Raw genomic sequence first — 13,845 nt, 5'->3', positions numbered from 1 at the left:
CCCCCGCTGGCACGCGCGAACGGGCCACCGGCGCGCTTCCGCCGATGCGCCTTGCCACCGGCCTGTGCCGGTCGTCACCGGACAGCCGGGGAGCGGCCAAATCAAAAGCGTCGGCAAACCAAAAGGGCCAGCAAACTAAAAGGACCAGCAAAGCCCGGCCCATGCGGTGATCACCTCAGGCGCGGGTTAACTGTCGGTCAGCCCCAGCCCGGCCTCGGCCAGTTCCCAGCTTTCATCCATCGGCCATGCGGCGGACAGATAGGGGACACCGATATGGCCATAAAGCGGCGATAATTGCAGTTCGGCCTGCCATTCGCTGCCCCCGGCAAGGGCGATCACATACAGCGCCGCCGCCAGCCCGGTGCGGTCGGCGCCGCTTTTGCAATGCACCAGCAGCGGCTTGGGCATGTCCCGCATCAGCGCGATCAGCGCCGCGATATCGTCGGACCCCAGCGCCCGGCTGGCCGACATTGCGAAATCGCGATGCACCAACCCAAGGTCACGCGCGGCGGCGATTTCGGCCTGATACCAGTCGCTGCCGGGGCTGGTGCCGCGCAGGTTCAGCACCGAACGCACCCCCTGCCCCGCCGCCTGCCGCAGCATTGCCGCGTCCGGCTGTGCCGACCGATACAGCACCCCGGCCACCACCTGATGGCGGTTGCCGGTGGCCTGTAACATGCTCAGATACGCCATGCAGGTCAGCGCCAGAGCAACAGCGGCCAGCACCAGCCGCACGGGGCGAAGCCGACGCATCAGTCCCGGCGCCCCGGCGAAGGCGCGCGGCCCGTTTTACCCAGAGATACAGTCAAAGACGTTTCCACCCGCGAATCCCCATAAACCGCTGCCACAGCAGATCTTTGCCAGCGTGTATCAGCATAGGCGCGGCGTGAAACGGATTTTTGACATCCGCCCCATGCCCGCCCGGCGCTGGCCGGGTCTGGCCGGAACCCTTGCCGGACCAGCGGTGTTAAACCGCTGCGCCCGCCCCACCGCCCACGCCCACCGCCCACGTCCACCGGCCCGCCCCATTGCGAAAGGACCACCACCCGGTATGCCCCCCGCCAGCCCGGCCCCCCTGCTGACCCGACCCGAGGGGCTGTATTGCCCGGCTGGCGATTTCCATATCGACCCGGTCAGGCCGGTGCCGCGTGCGCTGATCACCCATGCCCATGCCGACCATGCCCGCGCCGGACACGCGGCGGTGCTGGCCACGGCGCAGACGCTGGACATCATGGCCATCCGCTATGGCACCGATTTCACCGCCAATCGTCAGGTGGCGCGGGGCAAGACCCGGATCGGGGATGCGACAGTCAGTTTCCACCCCGCCGGGCATGTTCTGGGGTCGGCACAGATTCTGGTGGAAACGGTGGGCTGTCGCGTCACCGTGTCGGGCGATTATTCCCGCATCCCGAACCCCGCCTGCGCCGCGTTCGAACCCGTCCCCTGCGATATTTTCATCACCGAGGCGACCTTTGGCCTGCCGGTCTTTCGCCACCCCGACCCGCAGGCCGAGATCGCGAAACTGCTGGAATCGGTCCGCGCCTTTCCCGACCGCGCGCATCTGGTCGGGGCCTATGCACTTGGCAAGGCGCAGCGGCTGATCATGCTGTTGCGACAGGCGGGCTGGGACGGGCCGGTCTTTATCCACGGTGCGTTGCAGCGGCTGTGCGATTACCACATCGCGCAGGGGGTGCCGCTTGGCGATCTGCGCCCCGCCACCATCCAGCGCGGCGGCAAGGCCGATTTCGCCGGTGCCATCGTGCTGGCCCCGCCATCGGCCTTTGCCGCGACATGGGCGCAGCGTTTTCCCGACCCGGTGATCTGTTTCGCCAGCGGCTGGATGGCGGTGCGCGCCCGCGCCCGCCAGCGCGGGGTGGAATTGCCGCTGGTGATTTCCGACCATGTCGACTGGCCCGACCTGACCCGCACCATCACCGAACTGAACCCGGCCGAGACATGGGTCACCCATGGCCGCGAAGATGCCGTCATCCGCTGGTGCGCCCTGAACCAGCGCCGCGCCCGCCCCCTGCACCTTGCAGGATACGAGGACGAGGCTGACTGATGCGCGCCTTTGCCGACCTTCTGGAACGTCTGGCCTTTACCCCGCAACGCAAGGGCAAGCTGCGGCTGCTGGCGCGGTATTTCGCGGCCACGCCCGACCCGGAACGCGGGCTGGCGCTGGCGGCGCTGACCGGTGATCTGGACCTGCGGGCGGTCACGCCATCGCTGTTGCGCGGGCTGGTGGCATCGCGGGTCGATGAACAGCTTTTCGCCGCCAGCTATGATTTCGTGGGCGATCTGGCGGAAACCATCGCGCTGATCTGGCCCGAAACCGGCACGACCCAAACGCTGGATCTGCCCGATCTGGTCGCGGAACTGCAATCGACGGCAAAATCCGACCTGCCGGCGCTGATCGCCGGACGGCTGGACGCGCTGCCGCCCCCGGAACGCTATGCCTATCTCAAGCTGGCGACGGGGGGGCTGCGGGTCGGGGTTTCGGCCCGGCTGGCGCGTGCGGCGCTGGCCGAATATGGCGCCCTGCCCCTGACCGAGGTCGAGGAAATCTGGCACGGGCTGACGCCCCCCTACCCAGACCTGTTCGCATGGGCCGAAGGCGGCCCCAGGCCCGATGCCGCCGCCCACGCCCCGTTCCGCCCGGTGATGCTGTCGACCCCCACCGATCTGGCGGCGCTTCAGGACCTGAACCCCGCCGATTTCGCCGCCGAATGGAAATGGGACGGCATCCGCGTGCAGGCGGTGTCAGACCGTGGCACACGCCGCCTGTATTCGCGCAGCGGCGAAGATATCAGCCGCGCCTTCCCCGACATCCTTGACCGGCTGGAATTTGACGGCGTGATCGACGGTGAATTGCTGGTGCGGCGCGATGGTCAGGTGGCCCCGTTCGGGGACCTGCAACAGCGGCTGAACCGCAAGACCGTCAGCCGCAAGCTGCTGGCCTCGCATCCGGCGGGGCTGCGGGCCTATGACCTGCTGATCCATGACGGCACCGATCTGCGCGACCGGCCCTTTACCGCCCGCCGCGCCGCGCTGGAAACGCTGGTGGCGGGGCTGAACGACCCGCGCATCGACCTGTCCGCGCTGCTGGGTTTTTCCGACTGGCAGGCGCTGGCTGACCTGCGCGCCGACCCGCCCGAGGCGGTGATCGAAGGGGTGATGATCAAGCGCCGCGACAGCGCCTATCTGGCCGGGCGCATCAAGGGGCCGTGGTTCAAGTGGAAGCGCGACCCGATGGTGATCGACGCGGTGCTGATGTATGCGCAGCGCGGGCATGGCAAGCGGTCGGGCTATTATTCCGATTTCACCTTCGGGGTCTGGGATGGCGATGATCTGGTGCCGGTCGGCAAGGCCTATTTCGGCTTTACCGACGCGGAACTGCGCGGGCTGGACCGGTTCGTGCGCAACAACACCACCGACCGCTTCGGCCCCGTCCGCGCCGTCGCCCCGACCAAGGTTGTCGAGGTCGCGTTCGAGGGGCTGAACCGGTCCACCAGGCACAAATCGGGCGTGGCGATGCGCTTTCCCCGCATCTCGCGCATCCGCGACGACAAACCCGCGGCCGAGGCCGACCACCTGACCACGCTGATGGCCCTGCTGCCATGACGCTGCCGCCCCGGATTGCCGACTGGTTCGCCGCGCAGGGCTGGACCCCGCACCCGCATCAGCTGGCGGCGATGGCGGCACAGGACGACCTGCTGCTGATCGCGCCCACCGGCGGGGGCAAGACGCTGGCCGGGTTCCTGCCTACACTGGCCGGCCTGCTGCCCGCGCCGGACCGCACGCCGCATCAGGGGATGCACACGCTTTACGTCAGCCCGCTGAAGGCGCTGACCCATGACATTGCCCGCAACCTGTCGCGCCCGGTGGCCGATCTGGGGCTGGCGATCCGCATCGAGGACCGCACCGGCGACACCACCGCCCGCCAGCGCGCGCGCCAGCGGGTCGACCCGCCGCAGATCCTGCTGACCACGCCGGAATCGCTGGCGCTGATGTTGTCATATGAACAGGCCCCGCGCATCTTTGCCGGGCTGCAACGGGTGGTGATAGACGAGGTCCACGCACTGGCCGAAAGCAAACGCGGCGAACAGCTGATGCTGGGGCTGGCGCGGCTGCGCAGCCTGTCGCCGGGCCTGCGGGTGACCGCGCTGTCAGCCACGGTGGACGACCCCGCCGCGATGGCGCGCTGGATGGGGGGCGCGCGGGTGCTGATGGCCGATCCCGGCCCGCCCGCCGATATTGCCATGCTGCCCACCACCATCCCGCCGCCATGGGCCGGGGGTGGCGGTGGCTATGCCGCGCGCGATGTGATGGCGGCGATCGCGGCGGCACGGCTGACGCTGGTGTTCATCAACACCCGCGCGCAGGCCGAGCTGTTCTTTCAGGCGCTGTGGGCGGTCAATGACGCCAATCTGCCCATCGGCCTGCATCACGGCAGCCTGTCGCGCGACATCCGCCAGCGGGTCGAGGCCGCGATGGCCGCGGGCGAATTGCGCGCCGTGGTCGCCACCGGCAGTCTGGATCTGGGGCTGGACTGGGGCGATGTCGATCAGGTGATCCAGATCGGCGCCCCCAGGAATGTCAAACGTCTGGTCCAGCGGATTGGCCGCGCGGGGCATCGCTATAACGCGCCCTCGCGCGCCCGCATCGTCCCCGCCAACCGGTTCGAGGTGATCGAATGCATCGCCGCCCTGCAAGCGGTGCGGGAAAGCGATCTGGATGGTGCCCCCCCCGGACCCGGCGGCCTGGACGTTTTGTGCCAGCACATCCTGCTGACCGCCTGCGCAGGCCCGTTCGACGCCGGCGCGCTGTTGACCGAGGTTCGCCGCGCCGGTCCCTATGCCGCGCTGACGCGGGCCGAATTTGACGCCTGCCTCGATTTCTGCGCCACCGGCGGCTATGCCTTGCGGGCCTATGACCGCTGGCAGCGGCTGATGCTGCGCGACGGGTTGTGGCGGTTGCGCGACCCGCGCGCGGCGCGGCTGATCCGCATGAATATCGGCACGATCTTTGACCCCGAGGTGCTGAAGGTCCGCCGCCGTCGCGGCGGCGCCCCGCTTGGCGAGGTCGAGGAAGGCTTTGCCGCCAGCCTGACACCGGGCGACACCTTCCTGATCGGCGGCCAGACCGTGCGCTATGACCGGCTGCGCGAGATGGTGGTCGAGGTCACCCCCCAGCCCGCCCGCGACCCCAAAATCGCGGTGTTCAACGGCGTCAAGATGGCCACATCGACACTGTTATCGGACCGGGTTCAGGCGCTGATCGGGGACCCCGATGCGTGGTCCGCCCTGCCCGGTCACACGCGGGACTGGCTGGCGCTGCAACGCAAAATCTCGGTCCTGCCCGCGCCCGGCACCCTGACCTGCGAGACATTCACCCGCGGCGACCGCGCCTTCTTTGCCCTGTACAGCTTTGCCGGGCGCAATGCCAACCAGACGCTTGGCCTGCTGCTGACCCGCCGGATGGAAGGGGCCGGGCTTGGCCCGCTTGGCTTTGTCGCCACCGATTACGCGCTGCTGATCTGGTCGGTCGATCCGGTGACCGACCCGGCGCCGCTGCTGGCCGCGCAGGGGCTGCGCGACGGGCTGGACGACTGGCTGGCCGATAACGCGGTGATGAAGCGCAATTTCCGCAATGTCGCCACGGTGGCGGGGCTGTTACAGCGCAATCTGCCGGGGCAGCGCAAATCGGGCAAGCAGGCGACGTTTTCCAGCGACATCATCTATGACACGCTGCGCCGCCATGACCCGGACCACCTGTTGCTGCGCATCACCCGCGATCAGGCCATGCGCGGGCTGGTCGATTTTGGCCGGATCGAGGCGCTGCTGGCCACCCGCCCCCGCATCGTTCACGCCATCGCCCCGCATGTCACCCCGCTGGCCGCGCCGCTGCTGCTGGAGGCCGGGCGCATCCCCATTCGCGGCAAGGGCGAGGCCCGCCTGCTGGCCGCTGAATCCGATCGGATGCTGCGCGAGGCCGGGCTGGACAGCGTCACCCCCGCAGAAGGGACAGCCGCGACATGACCTATCCTATTTCCTTTGCCGGGGCGCGGTTTCAGGCCCGGCCCTCGGGGGCGCTGTTCTGGCCTGCGCAAGGGGCGCTGATCGCGGCGGATCTGCATTTGGGCAAATCCGCCCGCATGGCCCGTCGCGGCGGGGCTTTGCTGCCGCCGTTCGAGACCAGCCAGACGCTGGACCTGCTGACCGCCGAGGTCGCGGCGACCGACCCGCGCCGGGTGATCCTGTTGGGCGATGTGTTCGACGACGATCAGGCCGCAGCCGAGATCCCGCCCGAGGCCACGGCCCGCATGGCCGCCCTGGCGCGGGGCCGTGACTGGCAGGTTCTGGCGGGCAATCACGACCCCGGCAGCGGCGATGGGGACGTGCATATCGCGGGCATCGCCCTGCGTCACATCGCGGGGGAAGGTCCAGATATTTCAGGCCATTACCACCCGAAATTCAGGCATCGCCGCAAGGGCTGGCGGTGCTTTCTGGTCAGCGACCGGCACCTGATTTTGCCAGCCTTTGGCACCTATACCGGCGGGCTGTGGCATGACGCGCCGGCGCTGCGGGCGCTGGTGCCCACGGGGCTGGCCATCACCACCGATGCCGGGATGCTGGCCTTTCCCGTGGGATAAGGGCGCGGCGCTCAGCCGCCGCTGCCACCCGCGCCGCTACCCGTGCTGGCCGCAAGCGCCGCATCGCGTGCCGCCTGCGCATCGCGTGCCGCGCCCGACAACAGCGCCACGTCGCTTTTGCCGACGATCAGGCGATAACCCAGCCGCGCCAGATCGCCCCAGTCGCGCCCGGCGCCCAGGATCGTGGCCAGCGGGATGTCGACGGCGCGGGCCTGTGCCTCGACCCGCGCGATCAGGTCCTGCACGACGGGCTGGTCCAGACGCTCGATATGGTCGACCGAGCCGGCCAGATCATGCGGTCCCAGAAACAGCATATCGACGCCGTCAAGCGCGGCGATCTGTGGCAGCGCCCCGACCGCGTCGACATGTTCGCATTGCAGGATCAGCAGCAGGTCGTCGCTGGCCCCGCCACGGGCATAGCCCGCCTGCGTCCCCCAGCCCGACCCCCGGATCACCGGCGCGCAATAGCCACGCTTGCCCCGCCCCGGATAGCGGCAGCTGTCCAGAATGGCCTGCGCCTGCGCGACCGAATTCACCATCGGCACGATCAGCGCATCAAAGCCGCGATCCAGCACCTTTTTCAGCGTCGTGTCATGGCCATCAGGCACCCGCAGAATGACCTGCCCGCCCGCCGCCTGCACGGCGCGCGCAATTGCCACCCAGCATTCCAGACCGCCAATGCCATGTTCGCCGTCAATGACCAGCACGTCCCAGCCGTGCCGGACCATGATTTCGGCCACGTCGGGGCTGCCAAGGCTGGCCCATGCGGCGGTGATGACCCCGCCGCTTTGCAGGCGCTGTTTCAGTGGATTCACGATGCGTCCCCCTTTTCAATATCGCGGATCGCCCGACCCGCCTGTTGCAACAAACCGAAAGCGGCAAAGCGCCGGTCATGCCAGCCCGCCAGCGCCGGGTCGGGGCGGCAAAGATCGCCCAGACGCGACATCCGCGCCATGGCCTGCGTCAGGTCGGGCACAGCCCCCGCCGCCACCGCCCCCAGCATCGCCGCGCCAAGCAGGACCGGTTCCGGGCTGGTGGTCGCCGCCACCGCGGTGCCGCAGGCATCGGCCAGCACCTGACGCACCAAAGGCTGGCTGGCCGCACCGCCGCTGACCACGATCAGCCCGGTCTGCACACCCTGCGCGGCCTGTGCCGCAAGGATCTGGCGCAGGCCGTAGCCCAGCCCGCACAGGCCGGCCAGATACTGGGCGATCAGGCTGTCGGCACCGTCCTCCATCCCCAGCCCGGCGATCAGCGCGCGGGCGTCGGGGTCGGCATGGGGGGCGCGGTTGCCCAGAAATTCCGGCACCACATGCAGGCCGCCAACCAGCCCCGGCAGCGCCGCCGCACCACCACGCGCCGCCACCTGCGCGGCCAGCCAGTCAGGCAGCCCCTGACCGGCGTCGCGGGCGGCTTTGGTGGCCTGCGCGGCATGGGGATGCATCGCCAGCAGCCGCGCGATGGCGGCACCGGCGGCGGACTGGCCGCCCTCGTTCAGCCACAGCCCCGGCACCATGGCGGCGTAATACGGTCCCCAGACCCCCGCCACAAAGGCCGGTTCGCGGGTCGAGCTCATGGTGCAGGCCGAGGTGCCAAAGACATAGCCCATCCGCGTCAGCGCCTGATCGCCCTGACCGCCCTGACCGCCTGCCGCACCGTCAATGCACGATCCGTCGACACCCGATCCGTCAATGCCCGATCCGTCCGCAGCCGCGCCCTCTGCGCCGTGCACCGCCCCGCCCGAGGCGCCCACCGTGCCGACCCCGCCGGCATGGGCGTCGATCAGCCCCGCCGCGACCGCAATGCCCGCGACCAGACCCAGATCGCGCGCCGCCTCCGCCGTCAGGCTGCCGATACGCTGGCCCGGCGCGGCGATGGTGGTGCCGATGCGGGCAAAGCCCTCGTCCGCCAGCGTGCCAAGGCCGATCTGGCGCAGGAAATCCGCGTCCCAGCGCGATTCGTGACCCAGATAGGTCCATTTGCAGGTCACCGTGCAGGCCGACCGCGCCAGCGCGCCGCTGGCCCGCCAGGTCAGAAAATCGGTCAGGTCAAAAAAATGCGCCGCCTGCGCAAATGTCCGGGGCAGGTTCCGGGCCAGCCACAAAAGTTTGGGCATCTGCATCTCGGGCGAGATGAAACCACCGACATAGCGCAGCACATCCGCACCGGTGGCGTTGATCTGGCGGGCCTGTTCGGTGGCACGGTGATCCATCCAGACGATGACATCGCGACGGGCATCGCCGGACGGCCCGACCGGCAGGCCCTGCCCGTCGGCACCGACCACCACCAGCGAACAGGTGGCGTCAAAGCCGATCCCGGCCACCGCCGCCGCAGCTATTCCCGCCTGCGCCAGCGCGGCGCGGCTGGCCCGGCAGACCGCGTCCCAGATATCGCCCGAGGATTGTTCGACCCGCCCCCCATCTGCGTGCCAGATGGCAATCTCGTGGCGGGCGCTGGCCAGCAGATCGCCCCGCGCATCGAACAGGCCGGCGCGCGCGCTGCCGGTGCCGACGTCAATGCCCAGAAAATACGGCCCCGCCTGCGGCTGCGCGGCGGGCTGCGCCGCGTCCTGCGGCCCGCCCTGACCGCTGGCCTGTGTCCTGCCCTGTGCTGCCTGCCTTGCGATGTTCTGTGCCATGCCTTGCCTTGTCGCTGACCTGATCCCCCTGTCTTAGCGCGGCACGCATCGGCAGGCGACCGCCTTCTGCGCCCTGCGGCAGCGTGACCGCAAGGCCACCGGGAACAGGTGCCGGACAACCGGCGGATGACAGCGCAAATTGGGGCAGTCCCGTGCGGCCAAGGGGGCGGCCAGATGGGACGGCGTGGAACAGGACCATGAAAAGGGGCGGGCCGCAGACGACCCGCCCCCCGTCATGCTGCCCTCCCCCTCAGTCGGGCAGCACGGTGGCGACGATGCGCTGGTCCAGCGCCTCGTAATCGGCCAGACCGATGGCGTCATATAATTCCGCGCGGGTCTGCATCTGGTCCAGCAGCGACCGGGTTTCGCCCTGCGCGGCCAGATGGCGATACAGCCCCTCCTGCGCCTTGTTCGCCACCCGCAGCGAACTGACCGGCCAGATCACCATGTCATAGCCCAGATCCTGAAATTCCTGCGCGGTCAGGTAAGGGGTGCGGCCAAATTCGGTCATATTGGCCAGCAGTTTCGCATCCGGCAGCCCGTCGCGGAACGACCTGAACATATCGACGCTGGTCAGTGCCTCGGGGAAGATCGCATCTGCCCCGGCCTCCAGATAGGTGCGGGCGCGGGCGATGGCAGCGTCGATGCCTTCGCTGGCGGCGGCATCGGTGCGCGCGATCACCACCAGATCGCGCCGGGCATGGGCGGCGGCGGCGACCTTGGCGGCCATGTCCTGCGGGCTGGCCAGACGCTTGTCATTCAGGTGGCCGCATTTCTTGGGCAGCAGCTGATCCTCAAGATGCACGGCGCCTGCCCCGGCCTCTTCGAACACGCGAACCATATGCATGACGTTCAGCGCCTCGCCATAGCCGGTATCGCCATCGACCAGCACCGGCAGGGCGCTGGCGCGGGCCAGTTGGCGGATAAAGAACGCCACCTCGTCCACGGTGATGATACCCAGATCGGGCAGCCCCATCTGCGCGGTCATCGCGGCCCCGGACAGATACAGCGCATCAAACCCGGCCTTGCGCGCCTGAATGGCCGCCATGCCGTTATGCGCGCCCGGCAGGCGCAAGATGCCGGACGCATCCAGCAGGGCGCGGAAACGCGCGCCTGCCGTGTCGCGGGGAAGATCCCTGGCGTGCAGATAGGTCATGGTTTTACTCCGCATGGTGCGGCAAAAACGCGCCGCGCTGGTCGATGGGCAGGAAATGGCGGTGATCCGGCCCGATATAATTGGCCGAGGGGCGGATGATCTTGCCATCCTGACGCTGTTCGATCACATGCGCCCCCCAACCGGCGGTGCGGGCAATGACAAAGATCGGCGTGAACATCGCCACCGGCACCCCCAGCAGGTGATAGCTGACCGCCGAATACCAGTCGAGATTGGGGAACATCCGCTTTTCGGCATCCATCACCTGTTCGATGCGTTCGGCAATATCGAACAGCTTGCGGCTGGACTGCGCCTCGGCCAGATCGCGTGCCACGCGCTTGATCACCACATTGCGCGGGTCGGCAATGGTATAGACCGGGTGCCCGAACCCGATCACCACCTCTTTCGCGGCAATGCGGGTGCGGATATCGGCCTCGGCATCGTCGGGGTTGTCATAGCGTTTCTGGATTTCCAGCGCGACCTCGTTGGCGCCGCCATGCCTGGGGCCGCGCAGCGCGCCGATGGCGCCGGTCATGGCCGAATACATATCCGACCCGGTCCCCGCGATCGACCGCGCGGTAAAGGTCGAGGCGTTGAATTCGTGTTCGGCATACAGGTTCAGCGTGGTATTCAGCGCCGCGACGTGATCGGCGGAGGCCGGTTTGCCATGCAGCAGATGCAGGAAATGCCCGGCGATGGTGTCGTCATCGGTCTCGACCCCGATCCGGCGGCCATTTTGCGCGAAATGGTGCCAATACAGCAGCATAGAGCCTTGCGCCGCGATCAGCCGGTCGGTGATGTCGCGCGCGCCGGGCGCGTTGTGGTCATGGCCCTCGGGCAGGGCACAGCCCATGGCGCTGACCCCGGATCGCAGCACATCCATCGGATGCGCCGCCGCCGGGATCGCCTCGAGCGTCTGGCGCACGGCCAGTGGCAGGCCCCGAAGGGCCCGCAGCCTGGATTTATAGGCCGCCAGTTCCGCCGCCGACGGCAGGCTGCCATGGATCAGCAGATGGGCGATTTCCTCGTATTCGCAGGCCTGCGCGATTTCCAGAATGTCAAAGCCGCGATAATGCAGGTCGTTGCCCGACTGGCCGACGCTGCACAGGGCCGTATTGCCCGCCGTAACGCCCGACAGCGCGACCGATTTCTTGGGCTTCTTGATTGCCGTAACCATCATTTCCCCCTGTAATCAAAGATGCCCCGCGGGCGCGCGGCCCCCAGTCTGGCGGCATCGACGGTAAAGTTCAGCGCCGTCAGGTCGGCCAGCCCGGCCAGCCCCTCGGCCGCGGTCAGGAAGCGGGTCTGTTCCTGCGCCGACAGCACACCTTCGGACAGGGTCAGGAACTTGTTCTTATAGTTTTCGCGCACGAAGGGCCGCGCGCCGCCGGGATGGGCGTCGGCAAGGGCCAGCTCGTCCGCAATCACGGTGCCATCCTTCAGCGTCACCACCACGCGCCCGCCAAAGGCCTTGTTGGCCGCATCGTGATAACGCGCGGTCCATTTCGGGTCCTCGACGGTCGAGATCTTGTGCCACAGCGCCACGGTTTCCGGCCGTTTGGCGCGGTCGGGGGCATAGGATTTTTCGTGATGCCAGCCGCCATCCTCAAGCGCGACGGCAAAGATATACATGATCGAATGGTCCAGCGTTTCGCGGCTGGCATTCGGGTCCATCTTTTGCGGGTCATTGGCCCCGGTGCCGATGACGTAATGGGTGTGGTGGCTGGTGTGGATGACGATGCTGTCAACCGCCGACAGATCACCGATCTTCGGCCCCATGCGGCGGGCAAGGTCGATCAGCGCCTGACTTTGGTATTCGGCGGAATGTTCCTTGGTATAGGTGTCCAGAATGGCGCGCTTGGCCTCGCCTTTCGCGGGCAGCGGGATGGCATATTGCGCCTCGGGGCCGGACAGCAGCCAGGCGATAAAGCCGTCCTCGCCCTCCCATGCCGGGCTGGGGGCGCCTTCGCCGCGCATGGCGCGGTCCACGGCCTCGATCGCCATTTTGCCGGCAAAGGCGGGGGCAAAGGCCTTCCAGCTGGAAATTTCGCCTTTGCGGCTTTGGCGGGTGGTGGTGGTCACATGCAGCGCCTGCTGGATCGCCTGATAGATGGTCTCTGTATTCAGCCCCAGCGCCGTGCCGATCCCGGCGGCGGCGGACACGCCCAGATGCGCGATATGGTCGATCTTGTGTTCATGCAGGCAGATGCCCTTGACCAGATTGACCTGCACCTCGTACCCGGTGGCAATGCCCCGGATCAGCGCCGCGCCATCCAGCCCGCAATGCTGCGCCACGGCCAGAATGGGCGGAATATTATCGCCGGGATGGCTGTAATCGGCGGCCAGAAATGTGTCGTGGAAATCCAGTTCGCGCACGGCGGTGCCATTGGCCCATGCCGCCCATTCCGGGCTGACGCGGTCGGACACACCGAACACCGTCGCGCCGGGGGTATAGGGGTGGCACAGCGCCTGCGCGCGCGCCGATGCCACCGGACGCCGCCCGACCGAGGCCGCCGCCACCGCCGCATTGTCGATCACCCGGTTGATGATCATTTCGGTCACATCGTCATCGACCGCGACCGGATCGGCGGCGATTTCAGCGAATTTCCATGCCAGCTGGTCGGCACGCGGCAGGTCTTCGGCGGATTTATAGCTGCGCAATTTATGCTGATACATTCTGATTTTCCTTGATGGGGACGGGTCTGCCGCGATCATCGACCGCGACCATTTCAAACAGGGCGCGCATGGCGGGGCGGCGGGCGCCGCTGGTCAGGGCCTCGGCCACGCCCTCGACATGGACGGTCATGGAACTGCGTCCGGTGCGGGTGATGCGGCCGGTCAGTTCCAGCACCTCGCCCAGGCGGACCGGGCTGACAAAGCCGACATCGCGGCTGGCGGCCAGCACCACATTGCGGCGGGCAAAGCGGCTGGCGGTGACAAAGCCCGCCTTGGCCATCAGCGCCAGCCCGTTGCCCCCGAACAGCGTGCCATAATGGTTGGTCTGTTCGGGAAAGATCATCTCGATCAGCACCGAGGCATCGGGCCGCGCCGCAGCCCCGCCACCGGGACCGTCACCGGGACCGCCACCGGGGCCGGGGCAGGTGGGATCAGCCTTGGGGCCAGTTTTGGGACCGGTGCCGGGCATGGCGCGATCAGGCCTGACCATCCCCGCCCGCCCCGCCGGTCTGGCGGATGGTCGGCACCACCTGATCGCCCCAGTTGCCGCTGCCATCATGGTGGCGCGAGACGCGGACGATCTCGACCGAGACACCGGCGCTGACGGCGCGCTGGACGGCCTCGTTCAGGCGGTGGGTGGCCTCGGCCACGCGCTGGACGGCGCGATCGGCGGCGCTGGCCGCAGGCAGGTCGATACGTTGGAACTGATCGGTCATCTCTGGCCTC

12 protein-coding genes are annotated in these 13,845 nt (G+C 68.2%); 4 read left to right on the top strand and 8 right to left on the bottom strand.

All coding sequences use genetic code 11. The features are described from left to right. Positions 1 to 186: 186 nt before the first annotated feature. The gene (locus tag ACFXP9_RS02175) at positions 187 to 753 is read right to left on the bottom strand and encodes a tyrosine-protein phosphatase (protein ID WP_397205683.1); all 567 of its coding nucleotides are present in this window, start codon (positions 751 to 753) and stop codon (positions 187 to 189) included. 298 nt (positions 754 to 1,051) lie between these two features. Here ACFXP9_RS02175 and ACFXP9_RS02170 point away from each other — a divergent pair, with 298 nt between their 5' ends. From ACFXP9_RS02170 to pdeM, 4 genes are read left to right on the top strand one after another with little or no spacing between them, the layout of a single operon-like run. Then, entirely contained in the window at positions 1,052 to 2,062 is a 1,011-nt protein-coding gene (locus ACFXP9_RS02170) for a ligase-associated DNA damage response exonuclease (protein WP_397205685.1), read from the top strand. Continuing rightward, positions 2,062 to 3,621 carry a cisplatin damage response ATP-dependent DNA ligase gene (locus ACFXP9_RS02165; protein WP_397205687.1) on the top strand — a complete coding sequence of 520 codons (1,560 nt, stop codon included), beginning with the start codon at positions 2,062 to 2,064 and terminating at the stop codon, positions 3,619 to 3,621. The genes ACFXP9_RS02170 and ACFXP9_RS02165 overlap by 1 nt, the downstream gene beginning before the upstream one ends. Next, on the top strand, positions 3,618 to 6,038 hold the full coding sequence (locus ACFXP9_RS02160) for a ligase-associated DNA damage response DEXH box helicase (protein ID WP_397205689.1): 2,421 nt from the start codon (positions 3,618 to 3,620) through the stop codon (positions 6,036 to 6,038). Before ACFXP9_RS02165 ends, ACFXP9_RS02160 begins: the two co-directional genes overlap by 4 nt. Continuing rightward, positions 6,035 to 6,652: a ligase-associated DNA damage response endonuclease PdeM gene (pdeM, locus tag ACFXP9_RS02155; RefSeq protein ID WP_397205690.1), complete on the top strand. Its 618-nt coding sequence runs from the start codon at positions 6,035 to 6,037 to the stop codon at positions 6,650 to 6,652. The genes ACFXP9_RS02160 and pdeM overlap by 4 nt, the downstream gene beginning before the upstream one ends. An 11-nt stretch (positions 6,653 to 6,663) precedes the next feature. On the opposite strand, the gene ACFXP9_RS02150 is transcribed toward pdeM, so the two are convergent. From ACFXP9_RS02150 to ACFXP9_RS02120, 7 genes are all read right to left on the bottom strand, one after another. Beyond that, positions 6,664 to 7,467 carry an HpcH/HpaI aldolase family protein gene (locus ACFXP9_RS02150; protein WP_397205692.1) on the bottom strand — a complete coding sequence of 268 codons (804 nt, stop codon included), beginning with the start codon at positions 7,465 to 7,467 and terminating at the stop codon, positions 6,664 to 6,666. Beyond that, positions 7,464 to 9,290 carry an FGGY-family carbohydrate kinase gene (locus tag ACFXP9_RS02145; RefSeq protein ID WP_397205694.1) on the bottom strand — a complete coding sequence of 609 codons (1,827 nt, stop codon included), beginning with the start codon at positions 9,288 to 9,290 and terminating at the stop codon, positions 7,464 to 7,466. Before ACFXP9_RS02145 ends, ACFXP9_RS02150 begins: the two co-directional genes overlap by 4 nt. Before the next feature lie 250 nt (positions 9,291 to 9,540). Continuing rightward, complete coding sequence (gene prpB / locus ACFXP9_RS02140) at positions 9,541 to 10,446, bottom strand: methylisocitrate lyase (RefSeq protein ID WP_397205696.1); 906 nt, start codon at positions 10,444 to 10,446, stop codon at positions 9,541 to 9,543. Positions 10,447 to 10,450: 4 nt separating this feature from the next. After that, positions 10,451 to 11,623, bottom strand: a complete 1,173-nt coding sequence (gene prpC, locus ACFXP9_RS02135) for a bifunctional 2-methylcitrate synthase/citrate synthase (RefSeq protein WP_459253780.1) — start codon at positions 11,621 to 11,623, stop codon at positions 10,451 to 10,453. Continuing rightward, the gene (locus ACFXP9_RS02130; RefSeq protein WP_397205698.1) at positions 11,620 to 13,119 is read right to left on the bottom strand and encodes an MmgE/PrpD family protein; all 1,500 of its coding nucleotides are present in this window, start codon (positions 13,117 to 13,119) and stop codon (positions 11,620 to 11,622) included. The genes prpC and ACFXP9_RS02130 overlap by 4 nt, the downstream gene beginning before the upstream one ends. Then, positions 13,106 to 13,609, bottom strand: coding sequence for an acyl-CoA thioesterase (locus ACFXP9_RS02125; RefSeq protein ID WP_397205700.1), 504 nt, complete (start codon positions 13,607 to 13,609; stop codon positions 13,106 to 13,108). The genes ACFXP9_RS02130 and ACFXP9_RS02125 overlap by 14 nt, the downstream gene beginning before the upstream one ends. Beyond that, on the bottom strand, positions 13,596 to 13,835 hold the full coding sequence (locus ACFXP9_RS02120) for a hypothetical protein (protein ID WP_397205702.1): 240 nt from the start codon (positions 13,833 to 13,835) through the stop codon (positions 13,596 to 13,598). Before ACFXP9_RS02120 ends, ACFXP9_RS02125 begins: the two co-directional genes overlap by 14 nt. Positions 13,836 to 13,845 lie beyond the last annotated feature (10 nt).

This window comes from Paracoccus jiaweipingae, assembly GCF_044335505.1.
In the GTDB taxonomy this organism is placed as follows: domain Bacteria; phylum Pseudomonadota; class Alphaproteobacteria; order Rhodobacterales; family Rhodobacteraceae; genus Paracoccus.
Note: the sequence above shows the minus strand (reverse complement) of the source record. Positions and strands in the feature narration are given on the sequence as shown.

What these genes read in the sequence shown, in the direction of transcription:
- prpB (WP_397205696.1), bottom strand. Translation starts at nt 10,446, where the DNA reads ATGACCTATCTGCACGCCAGGGATCTTCCCCGCGACACGGCAGGCGCG.
- ACFXP9_RS02125 (WP_397205700.1), bottom strand. Translation starts at nt 13,609, where the DNA reads ATGGTCAGGCCTGATCGCGCCATGCCCGGCACCGGTCCCAAAACTGGC.
- ACFXP9_RS02120 (WP_397205702.1), bottom strand. Translation starts at nt 13,835, where the DNA reads ATGACCGATCAGTTCCAACGTATCGACCTGCCTGCGGCCAGCGCCGCC.
- ACFXP9_RS02145 (WP_397205694.1), bottom strand. Translation starts at nt 9,290, where the DNA reads ATGGCACAGAACATCGCAAGGCAGGCAGCACAGGGCAGGACACAGGCC.
- ACFXP9_RS02160 (WP_397205689.1), top strand. Translation starts at nt 3,618, where the DNA reads ATGACGCTGCCGCCCCGGATTGCCGACTGGTTCGCCGCGCAGGGCTGG.
- prpC (WP_459253780.1), bottom strand. Translation starts at nt 11,623, where the DNA reads ATGATGGTTACGGCAATCAAGAAGCCCAAGAAATCGGTCGCGCTGTCG.
- ACFXP9_RS02170 (WP_397205685.1), top strand. Translation starts at nt 1,052, where the DNA reads ATGCCCCCCGCCAGCCCGGCCCCCCTGCTGACCCGACCCGAGGGGCTG.
- pdeM (WP_397205690.1), top strand. Translation starts at nt 6,035, where the DNA reads ATGACCTATCCTATTTCCTTTGCCGGGGCGCGGTTTCAGGCCCGGCCC.
- ACFXP9_RS02130 (WP_397205698.1), bottom strand. Translation starts at nt 13,119, where the DNA reads ATGTATCAGCATAAATTGCGCAGCTATAAATCCGCCGAAGACCTGCCG.
- ACFXP9_RS02175 (WP_397205683.1), bottom strand. Translation starts at nt 753, where the DNA reads ATGCGTCGGCTTCGCCCCGTGCGGCTGGTGCTGGCCGCTGTTGCTCTG.
- ACFXP9_RS02165 (WP_397205687.1), top strand. Translation starts at nt 2,062, where the DNA reads ATGCGCGCCTTTGCCGACCTTCTGGAACGTCTGGCCTTTACCCCGCAA.